Origin of the sequence: Roseateles sp. UC29_93 (genome assembly GCF_042695725.1) — a bacterium.
In the GTDB taxonomy this organism is placed as follows: domain Bacteria; phylum Pseudomonadota; class Gammaproteobacteria; order Burkholderiales; family Burkholderiaceae_C; genus Roseateles; species Roseateles noduli_A.
In genome coordinates, this window is the sequence record NZ_CP170545.1 from 6,600,725 (window position 1) to 6,612,756 (window position 12,032).

General features: G+C 68.0%; 6 protein-coding genes and 3 pseudogenes. 5 read left to right on the top strand and 4 right to left on the bottom strand.

Going from position 1 to position 12,032, the window contains the following annotated elements; translation table 11 throughout:
• Positions 1-48: 48 nt before the first annotated feature.
• The 4 genes and pseudogenes from ACFJIX_RS30780 to aceE all read right to left on the bottom strand — a co-directional run.
• Positions 49-891, bottom strand: a pseudogene (locus ACFJIX_RS30780) (delta(1)-pyrroline-2-carboxylate reductase family protein); the annotation flags it as partial.
• Positions 892-960: 69 nt separating this feature from the next.
• Complete coding sequence (lpdA, locus tag ACFJIX_RS30785; RefSeq protein WP_377156780.1) at positions 961-2,787, bottom strand: dihydrolipoyl dehydrogenase; 1,827 nt, start codon at positions 2,785-2,787, stop codon at positions 961-963.
• A 110-nt stretch (positions 2,788-2,897) separates the two neighbouring features.
• Positions 2,898-4,589, bottom strand: a complete 1,692-nt coding sequence (gene aceF, locus ACFJIX_RS30790; RefSeq protein ID WP_377156782.1) for a dihydrolipoyllysine-residue acetyltransferase — start codon at positions 4,587-4,589, stop codon at positions 2,898-2,900.
• A 24-nt stretch (positions 4,590-4,613) separates the two neighbouring features.
• Positions 4,614-7,343, bottom strand: coding sequence for a pyruvate dehydrogenase (acetyl-transferring), homodimeric type (gene aceE / locus ACFJIX_RS30795; RefSeq protein ID WP_377156784.1), 2,730 nt, complete (start codon positions 7,341-7,343; stop codon positions 4,614-4,616).
• Positions 7,344-8,735: 1,392 nt separating this feature from the next.
• Here aceE and ACFJIX_RS30800 point away from each other — a divergent pair.
• From ACFJIX_RS30800 to folD, 5 genes and pseudogenes are all read left to right on the top strand, one after another.
• Positions 8,736-8,996 (top strand): annotated as a pseudogene (locus ACFJIX_RS30800) (PAS domain-containing protein); the annotation flags it as partial.
• 877 nt (positions 8,997-9,873) lie between these two features.
• Positions 9,874-10,332 (top strand): sensor histidine kinase, encoded by a 459-nt coding sequence (locus ACFJIX_RS30805; protein ID WP_377162073.1) that lies wholly within the window; start codon positions 9,874-9,876, stop codon positions 10,330-10,332.
• Positions 10,333-10,367: 35 nt separating this feature from the next.
• Positions 10,368-10,673 (top strand): annotated as a pseudogene (locus ACFJIX_RS30810) (response regulator transcription factor); the annotation flags it as partial.
• A gap of 18 nt (positions 10,674-10,691) precedes the next feature.
• On the top strand, positions 10,692-10,961 hold the full coding sequence (locus tag ACFJIX_RS30815) for a response regulator transcription factor (protein ID WP_377162076.1): 270 nt from the start codon (positions 10,692-10,694) through the stop codon (positions 10,959-10,961).
• Between the two features lie 79 nt (positions 10,962-11,040).
• Positions 11,041-11,907, top strand: coding sequence for a bifunctional methylenetetrahydrofolate dehydrogenase/methenyltetrahydrofolate cyclohydrolase FolD (gene folD / locus ACFJIX_RS30820; RefSeq protein WP_377156786.1), 867 nt, complete (start codon positions 11,041-11,043; stop codon positions 11,905-11,907).
• Positions 11,908-12,032: the final 125 nt, after the last annotated feature.

The following is a 12,032-nucleotide window of genomic DNA, read 5'->3' on the forward strand; positions in this document are numbered from 1 at the left end:
CCCCGCACGCCTCCAGCTCGTGGTGGGCGTCGGCGTGGCGTGCGACGGTCAGGTGGCGCGTACGGCCACACGGGCAGCCGCGAGGTCCCAACGCGCGCAACCGACACTCTTGAACAGCCGCGTGCGGCCGTCGTTCACGGGCCGCTGACCGAGCACGAGGTCGTCGAGCGCGTCCTGCGGCTCGAAGCGGCCGGCCGCCATCAGGTCGCCGGCCTCGGCCTGCGCGCCGACCGGGTCGTCGACCCAGATCTGCGCGCCGCGGACCAGCTCCTGCGGCAGCTCCACCATGTCGTCGCGGAACGCGCCGACACCGATCACCACCGCGCCCTCGCCCACGCCGGGACGCAGCACCGGCACGCGACTGGTGGTCGCGCACACGATCACGTCCCAGGGGTGACGCGTCTGGGATTCCGCCGGCAGCGGCTCGACGCCGAGCTCCTCGACAAAACCTGGCACCGTCTGGTGCCCTTGCACGTGGATCGTCGCCTGCGGATGCAGCGCCTGGAGCGCCTCCACATGCGCGCGCGCCTGCACGCCACCGCCGACTACCAGCACGCGGCGCGGCGCCTTGCGGATCAGGTGCTGCAGCGCCAGCATGCTGACGGCCGCCGTGCGGCGCGCCGTCAGCGCGGGCCCGTCCAGCACCGCCAGGCGCTGGCCGGTGCGGCTGTCCAGCACGACGACCTCGCCCGAGATCGTCGGCAGGCCGAGCGCCGCGTTGAGCGGATGCACACTGACGAGCTTGGTGATCGACAGCGTGTCGCTCAGGCAGGGCATCACCAGCAACACGCCGTCCTGGCGCAGCGGCAGCACCTGCCGCGGCGGACAGGTGAGCCGGCCGTCGCGATGCTCGCGGCAGACCGTCGCGATCTCCTCCATCAGGGGGGACCACGGGACGCGCGCGCGAAGTCGCGGCGGCGTCGAGGACCAGCATCCGGGCGCGTGCTCCGTGGACGGCGCTTACTTGCGCGGCGGCGGGACGTCGGTGCACGAACCGTGCGCGACTTCCGCGGCCAGACCGATCGACTCGCCCAGCGTGGGGTGCGGGTGGATCGTCTTGCCGATGTCGACGGCGTCGGCGCCCATCTCGATGGCCAGCGCGATCTCGCCGATCATGTCGCCCGCATGCGTGCCGACGATGCCGCCGCCGATGATGCGGTGGGTCTCCTCGTCGAACAGCAGCTTGGTGAAGCCCTCGTCGCGGCCATTGGCGATCGCGCGGCCGGAGGCCGACCAGGGCAGCAGGCCCTTCTTGACCTTGATGCCGCGGGCCTTGGCCTCATCCTCGGTCACGCCGACCCAGGCCACTTCCGGATCGGTGTAGGCGACGCTGGGGATCACGCGCGCATCGAAGCGCGACTTGGCCAGCGCCTCGTCGCCGAGCAGTTCGCCGGCGATGACTTCCGCCGCCACGTGGCCCTCATGCACCGCCTTGTGCGCCAGCATCGGCTGGCCGACGATGTCGCCGATGGCGAAGACGTTCGCGACGTTGGTGCGCATCTGCACGTCGACCGGGATGAAGCCGCGATCGCTGACGATCACGCCGGCCTTGTCCGCGCCGATCTTCTTGCCGTTGGGCGTGCGGCCCACCGCCTGCAGCACCAGGTCGTAGACCTGCGGTTCCTTCGGGGCGCCCTCGCCCTCGAAGGTCACCTTGATGCCTTCGGGCGTCGCTTCCGCGGCCACAGTCTTCGTGTTCAACATGATGTTGTCGAAGCGCGGCGCGTTCATCTTCTGCCAGACCTTGACCAGGTCGCGGTCCGCGCCCGTCATCAGCGTGGGCAGCATTTCCACGACGTCCAGGCGAGCGCCCAGCGTCGAGTAGACCGTGCCCATCTCCAGGCCGATGATGCCGCCGCCGACGATCAGCATGCGCTTGGGGCGGCTGGTCAGCTCGAGCGCGCCGGTCGAGTCGATCACGCGCGGGTCGTTCGGCATGAAGGGCAGGCGCACCGCCTGCGAGCCGGCCGCGAGGATGATCTTGCGGAACTTCAGCGTCTGGGTCTTGCCGGTGCGCTCCTGGGCCTCGCCTGCGGTCTCCTCGACCGACAGGTGGTTGGCGTCCAGCAGCGTGCCGTAGCCGCGCACGACCGTGACCTTGCGGCCCTTGGCCATGAAGGCCAGGCCGCCGGTCAGCTTGCCGACGACCTTCTGCTTGTGCGCGAGCAGCTTGGGCAGCTCGACGGTCGGCTCGCTGAACGAGACGCCCAGATCGGCGAAGTGCTTGACTTCGTCCATCACCGCCGCGACGTGCAGCAGCGCCTTGGACGGGATGCAGCCGACGTTCAGGCAGACGCCGCCCAGCGTGGCGTAACGCTCGACGATCGCGACCTTGAGGCCGAGGTCGGCCGCGCGGAACGCCGCCGAGTAGCCGCCAGGACCGCCGCCGAGCACGATCACGTCGTACTCGCCTTCGGCCGGGCCGGTGTAGGTCGCGGCTTGCGGAGCCGGCGCCGCGGGGGCAGGCGCAGGCGCAGCCGTCGGAGCGGGCGCAGGCGCCGCTGCGGCCGGAGCCGGCGCAGCAGCGGCCGGCGCCGGAGCAGCGGCGGCATCGCTCTCCAGCACGACCAGCAGGTCGCCCTGGTTGAGCTTGTCGCCGAGCTTGACCTTGAGTTCCTTGACCACGCCGGCGACGGAGGACGGGATTTCCATCGAGGCCTTGTCGGACTCAACGGTCACCAGGCTCTGCTCGACCTTCACCGTGTCGCCGACCTTGACCAGGACTTCGATGATCGCGACGTCCTTGAAGTCCCCGATGTCGGGAACCTTGACTTCAACTTGTGCCATGTTGTCTTTCACTCATGGATTCTTAGCGCGCCCGGCCGGCGCCGGGCCGCCCCGAGGCGGCCGGGCACCCGCCCGGCGGGTGGCGGCGGTATCCCGCCGCCGGGTGCCCATCACAAAACGATGCGGCGGAAGTCCGCCAGCAGGGACGCGAAGTACACGTTGAAGCGTGCGGCCGACGCGCCGTCGATGACGCGGTGGTCCCAGCTCAGCGACAGCGGCAGGATCAGGCGCGGCTGGAACTGCTTGCCGTCCCACACGGGCTGCGTCGAGGACTTGCACACGCCCATGATCGCGACTTCCGGCGCGTTGATGATCGGCGTGAAGTAGGTGCCGCCGATGCCGCCCAGCGACGAGATCGAGAAGCAGCCGCCGGTCATGTCGGCCGGGCCGAGCTTGCCGTCGCGGGCCTTCTTGGCCAGCTCCGACATCTCCTGGCTGATCTGGAAGATGCCCTTCTTGTCGCAATCGCGGATCACCGGCACGACCAGGCCGTTCGGCGTGTCCGCGGCGAAGCCGATGTGGAAGTAGTTCTTCAGGACCAGCGTGTCGCCGTCGAGCGAGGCGTTGAATTCGGGGAACTTCTTCAGCGCCGCCACGGTCGCCTTGATCATGAAGGCCAGCATCGTGACCTTGATGCCGGACTTCTCGTTCTCCTTGTTCAGCTGGACGCGGAAGGCCTCCAGCTCGGTGATGTCCGCGTCGTCGTGGTTGGTGACGTGCGGGATCGTGACCCAGTTGCGATGCAGGTTGGCGCCGCTGATCTTCTTGATCCGCGACAGGTCCTTGCGCTCGACCGGGCCGAATTTCTCGAAGTCGACCTTGGGCCAGGGCAGCAGGCCGGGGAAGGCGCCACCACCGGCAGCGCCGCCGGCGGGCGCCGCGGCCTTCTGCGCGACGGTCTGCGTCGTGCCGGCCATGACGGCCTTGACGAAGCCCTGCACGTCGGATTCGGTGATGCGGCCCTTGGCGCCGGACCCCTTCACCTCGTCGAGCGGCACGCCCAGTTCGCGGGCGATCTTGCGGATGCTCGGCGACGCGTGCGGCAGCTTGCCGGAGGGCTTGGTCGGCTCGTGCGGCGGCAGCGCGGCGGTCGGGACCTGACGGTCCGACGGCGCCGCGACCGGCGCGCTCGCGGCGGCCGGAGCCGGCGCGGCGGCAGCCTGCGCCGGAGCGGGCGCGGCAGCAGCCGGGGCGGCGGCACCGCCAGCGGCTTCGATCACGGCGATCTTCGAGCCCTTGGCGACCTTGTCGCCGAGCTTGACCAGCAGCGCCTTGATCACGCCGCCATGCGACGACGGGATCTCCATCGAGGCCTTGTCGCTCTCGACGGTGATCAGGCTCTGCTCCTGCTTGACCGTGTCACCAACCTTGACCAGCACCTCGATCACCGCGACTTCGTCGAAATCGCCGATGTCGGGCACGACGATGTCCACGGCACCCGCCGGTGCAGCGGCAGCGGCCGGCGCGGCGGCAGGCGCCGCTGCGGGTGCAGCCTGCGGCGCGGGCGCCGGAGCAGCGGCCGCCGGAGCGGGCGCGGCGGCGGCCGGCGCCGGAGCACCCGCGGCATCGCTTTCGAGCACGACGATCAGGTCACCCTGGTTGATCGTGTCGCCGATCTTGACCTTCACCTCCTTGACGACGCCCGCCACCGAGGACGGGATCTCCATCGAGGCCTTGTCGGACTCGACGGTCAGGAGGCTCTGTTCGACTTTCACCGTGTCGCCGGGCTTGACCAGCAACTCGATGATCGCGACGTCCTTGAAGTCCCCGATGTCGGGAACCTTGACTTCCACCAATGCCATTTGTGTTGTCTCCGAGTCCGACGCTTAGGCGTACAGCGGGTTGATCTTGTCGACGTTGATGCCGTACTTCTTCAGGGCCTCAGCCACCTTGGCCTGCGGGATCTTGCCCTCGTCGGCCAGGCTCTTCAGCGCGGCCACGACGATGTAGTGGCGGTTGATCTCGAAGTGCTCACGCAGCTTGGAGCGGAAGTCGCTGCGGCCGAAGCCGTCGGTGCCCAGCACCTTGTACGAACGGCCGGCCGGGATGAAGGCGCGGATCTGCTCCGCGTAGTTCTTCATGTAGTCGGTCGACGCGATCACCGGACCCTGCACCTTGCTCAGCTGCTGCGTCACGTAGGGGACGCAGGCCAGTTCGGTCGGGTGCAGCAGGTTCCAGCGCTCGGCGTTCTGGCCGTCGCGGGCCAGCTCGTTGAAGCTGGGGCAGGACCACACGTTGGCGCCGACGCCCCAGTCCGCTTCGAGCAGCTTCTTGGCGGCCTGGCTCTCGCGCAGGATCGTGCCCGAGCCCAGCAGGTTCACCGTCAGCGGCTGCGCGCCCTGCGGCTGCACGGCCTCTTCCAGCAGGTACATGCCCTTGAGGATCTGCTCCTCGGTGCCGGCCTTCAGGCCGGGCATCGGGTAGTTCTCGTTGAGCAGGGTCAGGTAGAAGTAGACGTTCTCCTGGTTCTCGACCATGCGCTTCAGGCCCGAGTGCAGGATGACGGCGACCTCGTGCGCGAAGGTCGGGTCGTAGCTGATGCAGTTCGGGATCGTGCCGGCCAGGATGTGGCTGTGGCCGTCCTCGTGCTGCAGGCCTTCGCCGTTCAGCGTCGTGCGGCCCGACGTGCCGCCCAGCAGGAAGCCGCGCGCCTGCATGTCGCCCGCCGCCCAGGCCAGGTCGCCGATGCGCTGGAAGCCGAACATCGAGTAGTAGACGTAGAACGGGATCATCACGCGGTTGTTCGTCGAGTACGACGTCGCCGCGGCGATCCAGCTGGCCATGCCGCCCGCTTCGTTGATGCCTTCCTGCAGGATCTGGCCGGCCTTGTCCTCGCGGTAGTACATGACCTGGTCCTTGTCGACCGGCGTGTAGTTCTGACCCGCGGGGTTGTAGATGCCGATCTGGCGGAACAGGCCTTCCATGCCGAAGGTGCGCGCCTCGTCGACCAGGATGGGCACCGTGCGCGGGCCCAGGTCCTTGTCGCGCAGCAGCGTCGTCAGGAAGCGGACGTAGGCCTGCGTCGTCGAGATCTCGCGGCCTTCGGCCGTCGGATCCAGCACGGCCTGGAAGGTCGCCAGGTCGGGCACCTTCAGCGACTCTTCCGCCTGCGGACGGCGCTTGGGCAGGTAGCCGCCCAGCGTCTTGCGGCGCTCGTGCAGGTACTGCATCTCCGGCGTGTCGTCGGCCGGCTTGTAGAACGGGATCTTCGACAGTTCGCTGTCCGGGATGGGGATGTTGAAGCGGTCGCGGAAGGCCTTGATGTCCTCGTCCTGCAGCTTCTTGGTCTGGTGCGCGGTGTTCTTGCCTTCACCGATCTTGCCCATGCCGTAACCCTTGACGGTCTTGATGAGCATGACCGTCGGCTGGCCGACGGTGTTCACCGCCTTGTGGTACGCCGCGTACACCTTCTGCGGGTCGTGGCCGCCGCGGTTCAGGCGCCAGATGTCCTCGTCGGACATGCTCTCGACCATCTTCAGCAGCTCGGGATGCTTGCCGAAGAAATGCTTGCGCACGAACGCGCCGTCGTTGGCCTTGTAGGCCTGGTAGTCGCCGTCCAGCGTCTCCATCATGACCTTGCGCAGCAGTTCCTGCTTGTCGCGCGCCAGCAGCGGGTCCCAGTACGAGCCCCAGATCAGCTTGATGACGTTCCAGCCGGAGCCGCGGAATTCGCCTTCCAGCTCCTGGATGATCTTGCCGTTGCCGCGCACCGGGCCGTCCAGGCGCTGCAGGTTGCAGTTGACGACGAAGATCAGGTTGTCCAGCTTCTCGCGCGCGGCCAGGCCGATCGCGCCCAGGCTTTCCGGCTCGTCCATCTCGCCGTCGCCCAGGAAGACCCAGACCTTGCGCTTGGAGGTGTCGGCGATGCCGCGGGCGTGCAGGTACTTCAGGAAGCGCGCCTGATAGATCGCCATCAGCGGGCCCAGGCCCATGGACACGGTCGGGAACTGCCAGAACTCGGGCATCAGCTTCGGATGCGGGTAGCTCGACAGGCCCTTGCCTTCGACTTCCTGGCGGAAGTTGTTCAGCTGGTCCTCGGTGATGCGGCCTTCGAGGAAAGCGCGGGCGTAGATGCCGGGCGCGCTGTGACCCTGGATGTAGAGCAGGTCGCCGCCGTGCACGCCGCCTTCGCCGGTGTCGTCGCCGTGCCAGAAGTGGTTGAACCCGCAGCCCAGCATCGTCGCCAGCGAGGCGAAGCTCGAGATGTGGCCGCCCAGGTCGCCGCCGTCTTCCGGATGCAGGCGGTTCGCGCGCACCACCATCGCCATCGCGTTCCAGCGCATGAAGGCGCGCAGGCGTTCTTCCATCTCGATGTTGCCGGGGAAGCGTTCTTCCTTGTCGGCCGGGATGGTGTTGACGTAGGCCGTGGTGGCCGAGAAGGGCACGTCGATGCCGGCCTGACGCGCGTGGTCGATCAGGGTCTCGAGCAGGAAGTGGGCGCGATCGCCGCCTTCCTCACCGATGACGGCGGACAGGGCGTCCAGCCATTCCTTGGTTTCGAGGGCGTCGGTGTCATTGGCGGCTGCGCCGAGGAACGACTGGGGCTGCGCGGACATGTCTTGTCTCCTAGCTATCTCAATCACGGCCTTCTGGCGGGCTGGTTGCCGCGCGAGGCTCTCGGTTCGAACGGGTCACTGTGCCCGAACTTGCGAGAACCGTCATGCGTGCGCCGTCATGCGTTCGCACGCGGCAAACCCCACCGGAAGGGCTATGGCGGCGGAGTGTCGCATAAGCCGCTCATTTTCCAAATAGCGCGATGCGTTTCCATATCATGAAATGCAATAGCCTTTGGAGGCCTCGTTTCGTGACGGATGTCTTTCACGATGCGATCCGGGAATGCCCGGATCGGGAATGCCCCGGGGCCGCCCGGCCCGGGGCGGGCTGAACGCGCCGGGATAATCGCGCCCATGTTGTCCCGCCTCGATGTCCAAGGCTTTGCGCGCCGTGCCCTGAATCCCGTCAAACGCCTGATCTCGGCGTGGTGGCGCCGGCAGTCCCCGTCCCGGCAGGACCGCTTCGCGACCTTGGGGCCGCTGCTGTCGGTGGTGCTGTTCCTGGCGGCGATCGTGTCGGCCTTCTGGTACCTGCGCAACGAGGAGATCGAGCGCGAGGCCGAGGCCGTCAAGCGCGACACCGAGATGGCGCAGCAGCAGATCCGCTCCCGCCTGATCGAGAACGAGGACTTCCTGATCCCGCTGCAGCGCGACCTGGCCAACCGCTCGATCGACAACCTCGAGTTCACGCAGCGCGCGATGGCGATCGCGCGCAACCGGCCCGAGATCACCCACATCACCTGGCTGAACGCGCGCCGCGAGAAGCGCGTCAGCGTCGCGGCGATCGGCGAGCAGGCCGAGTCGCTGATGACGCTGGAGGGCAGCGACCCCTCCATGCCCAACGGCCACGCCAACAGCGAGCCCGAGCGCGCCTTCCAGGGCGCGCGCGACCGGCGCACGCGGACGTATTCGGCCTCGTTCGCCGACGCCAACAACTCGACCGTCTTCCAGCTGCAGCTGCCGCTGAGCGACCGCGCCGGTTTCGCCGGCGTGCTGATCGCCGAGTACGCGGTCGAAGGCCTGCTGCGCTACTCGGTCCCCAACGAGCTGACCTCGCGCCACGCGGTCGCGGTGCTCGATCCGCGCGAGCAGGTCGTCGCCAGCACGGTCACGCCGATGCCGGGCAAGCGCATCACGCGCGCCCCGATCTATCACGAGGTGCCGATGACCCCCGCGCCCGGCCTGGTGCTGCGCGGCCAGGGCTATCGCACGTCGATCGGCCTGATCTCCAACACGCTGTTCTGGATGGTGATGGCGCTGTCGGTGCTGACCGTCTGGATGCTGCTCGGCACCTGGAAGCACATGCGCCGCCGCGCGCAGGTGCAGAACGCGCTCGCCGCCGAGACCAACTTCCGGCGCGCGATGGAGAACTCCATGCTGACCGGCATGCGGGCGATGGACCTGGAGACGCGCATCAGCTACGTCAATCCGGCCTTCTGCGCGATGACGGGCTTCGCCGAGTCCGAGCTGATCGGCCGCAAGCCGCCCTTCCCCTACTGGCCGCCCGACCGCTACGAGGAGAACCTGCGCCTGCTGCAGCAGGAGATGCAGGGCCGCAGCCCGGCCGGCGGTTCCGAGGTGAAGGTGATGCGCAAGGACGGCAGCATCTTCGATGCCCGCATGTACGTCTCGCCGCTGATCGACCCCAAGGGCAAGCAGAACGGCTGGATGACCTCGATGACCAACATCACCGAGGCCAAGCGTGTGCGCGACCAGCTGTCGGCCTCGCACGAGCGCTTCACCACGGTGCTGGAGGGCCTGGACGCGGCCGTGTCGGTGCTGTCGGTGCAGCAGGGCGAACTGCTCTTCGCCAACCGCAGCTACCGGCTGTGGTTCGGCGCCGATCCGAAGGGGCACGCGATGCTGGCGGGCTCGCAGCCGGCCGGGCTGGCCGGCGCGACGAGCACGCAGGAGGCGGGCTACGCGGCAGGCGCCGGCGGTGACGGCGGCCACGGCGAGGAAGAGGACGTCGACGGCTACGGCGGCCTGCCCGCGCAGCACCTGACCGAGGTCGGCGGCGATTCGCGCGAAGTGTTCATCGCGCAGCTCGACATGTGGTTCGACGTCCGCGCCCGCTACCTGCAGTGGACCGACGGCCGCCTGGCGCAGATGCTGATCGCCACCGACATCACCGCGCGCCGGCATGCCGAGGCCCAGCAGCAGCAGCAGACCGAGAAGGCGCAGGTCACCAGCCGGCTGATCACGATGGGCGAGATGGCGTCGAGCGTCGCGCACGAGCTCAACCAGCCGCTGACCGCGATCACCAACTACTGCAACGGCATGGTCTCGCGCGTGCGCGGCGACAACATCCAGAAGGACGACCTGATCGTCGCGCTGGAGAAGACCGCCAAGCAGGCGCAGCGCGCGGGGGCAGATCATCCACCGCATCCGCGCCTTCGTGAAGAAGAGCGAACCGCAGCGCCAGCCCGCGTTCGCGGCGTCGATCGTCGAGGATTCGGTCGAGCTGGCCGGCATCGAGCTGCGCCGGCGCAACGTGCAGATCCACACCTACGTCGCGCAGCGGCTGCCGGTGATGCGCGTCGATCCGATCCTGATCGAACAGGTGCTGCTGAACCTGCTCAAGAACGCCGCCGAGGCGATCGACAACGCGGCGCTGCCGCCCTCGCGCCGGCACATCGAGCTGCGCGTCGTGCCCAAGCACACCGCCGAGCTCGGCGCCAACATCGAGTTCTCGGTGACCGACATGGGACCGGGCCTGCCGGTCGAGGTCATCGAGCGCATGTACGAGGCCTTCTTCTCCACGAAGGCCGATGGACTGGGGATCGGCCTAGGGTTATGCCGGTCCATCATCGAGTCCCACCAGGGTCGGATCCGTGCCGAGAACCTCTACAATGGCCCGTCCATCGTCGGGTGCCGGTTCGCCTTCACGATCCCCGTGGACATTCCGCGTCCGGAGTCTTCACTCGCCCCTCTGGACAAGAGCGGCGACGCAGGGACGGGCACTGCACACAACACCGCAGCAACACCATGAGCTTGATTCCGAAGAAGGGTAACGTCTATGTCGTCGACGATGACGAGGCCGTGCGAGATTCCTTGCAATGGTTGCTGGAAGGCAAGGACTACCGGGTCAAGTGCTATGACTCCGCCGAGAGTTTCCTGAGCCGCTACGACCCGCGCGAAGTCGCCTGCCTGATCGCCGACATCCGCATGGAAGGCATGAGCGGCCTGGAACTCCAGGACAAGCTGATCGAACGCAAGAGCCCGCTGCCCATCGTCTTCATCACCGGTCACGGCGACGTGCCGATGGCGGTGCAGACGATGAAGAAGGGCGCGGTCGACTTCATCGAGAAGCCGTTCAAGGAAGAGGAACTGCTGTCGCTGGTCGAGCGCATGCTGGACCAGGCCCGCGGCGCCTTCGCCACGCAGCAGGAAGCGGCCAGCCGCGACGCGCTGCTGTCGCGCCTGACGACGCGCGAGGCGCAAGTGCTGGAACGCATCGTCGCCGGCCGCCTGAACAAGCAGATCGCCGACGACCTGGGCATCAGCATCAAGACGGTGGAAGCGCATCGCGCCAACATCATGGAAAAGCTGAACGCCAACACCGTGGCCGATCTGCTGAAGATCGCGCTCGGCGCGAACACGCAGGCCAAGGCCGGCTGAGTTCCCCCGCATCCCCCGAGGCCGCCCTGTGCGGCCTCTTTCATTTCAGAGTTTCGTTCTCGAGTTCCGGAGTACCGACATGACCGCACAACTGATCGACGGCAACGCCCTGTCCAAGCAACTGCGCGCCGAAGTGGCGACGCGCGCCGCCGCGCTGACGGCCAAGGGCGTGAAGCCGGGACTCGCCGTGGTGCTGGTCGGCGACAACCCCGCGAGCCAGGTCTACGTGCGCAACAAGGTCAAGGCCTGCGAGGATGCCGGCCTGCACTCGGTGCTGGAGAAGTACGCGGACACGATGACCGAGGCGGAACTGCTCGCGCGCGTCGACGCGCTGAACAACGACCCCACGATCCACGGCATCCTGGTGCAGTTGCCGCTGCCCAAGGGCATCGACGCGCACAAGGTCATCGAGGCGATCGCGCCGGAGAAGGACGTCGACGGTTTCCACGTCGCCAGCGCCGGCGCGCTGATGGTCGGCCAGGACGGCTTCAAGCCGTGCACGCCCTACGGCTGCATGAAGATGCTGGAGTTCATCGGCTATGACACCAAGGGCAAGCACGCCGTCGTGATCGGCCGCAGCAACATCGTCGGCAAGCCGATGGCGATGCTGCTGCTGCAGGCCAATGCGACCGTCACCGTCTGCCACAGCGCGACGCCGGACCTGGCCCACTTCACGCGTCAGGCCGACATCGTCGTGGCCGCCGTGGGCAAGCGCAACGTGCTGACCGCCGACATGGTCAAGCCCGGCGCGGTGGTGCTGGACGTCGGCATGAACCGCACCGAGGAAGGCAAGCTCTGCGGCGACGTCGACTTCGACGGCGTCAAGGAAGTCGCCGGCTGGATCACGCCGGTGCCGGGCGGTGTCGGGCCGATGACGATCACGATGCTGCTGGTCAACACGATCGAGTCGGCCGAACGTGCTGCGGGCGCCGCCGCCGCCCGCTGATCCTCATCGCACCATGACAAACGGGCGGCCAGTGGCCGCCCGTTGTCGTTGAAGAGCGCGTCCGTACTGCCTCCGCCGCTGGCCCTCCCCCCTGCCCTCTCCCGCAAGCGGGAGAGGGGGTAAGA

What these genes read in the sequence shown, in the direction of transcription:
- folD (WP_377156786.1), top strand. Translation starts at nt 11,041, where the DNA reads ATGACCGCACAACTGATCGACGGCAACGCCCTGTCCAAGCAACTGCGC.
- lpdA (WP_377156780.1), bottom strand. Translation starts at nt 2,787, where the DNA reads ATGGCACAAGTTGAAGTCAAGGTTCCCGACATCGGGGACTTCAAGGAC.
- aceF (WP_377156782.1), bottom strand. Translation starts at nt 4,589, where the DNA reads ATGGCATTGGTGGAAGTCAAGGTTCCCGACATCGGGGACTTCAAGGAC.
- ACFJIX_RS30805 (WP_377162073.1), top strand. Translation starts at nt 9,874, where the DNA reads ATGCGCGTCGATCCGATCCTGATCGAACAGGTGCTGCTGAACCTGCTC.
- ACFJIX_RS30815 (WP_377162076.1), top strand. Translation starts at nt 10,692, where the DNA reads ATGCTGGACCAGGCCCGCGGCGCCTTCGCCACGCAGCAGGAAGCGGCC.
- aceE (WP_377156784.1), bottom strand. Translation starts at nt 7,343, where the DNA reads ATGTCCGCGCAGCCCCAGTCGTTCCTCGGCGCAGCCGCCAATGACACC.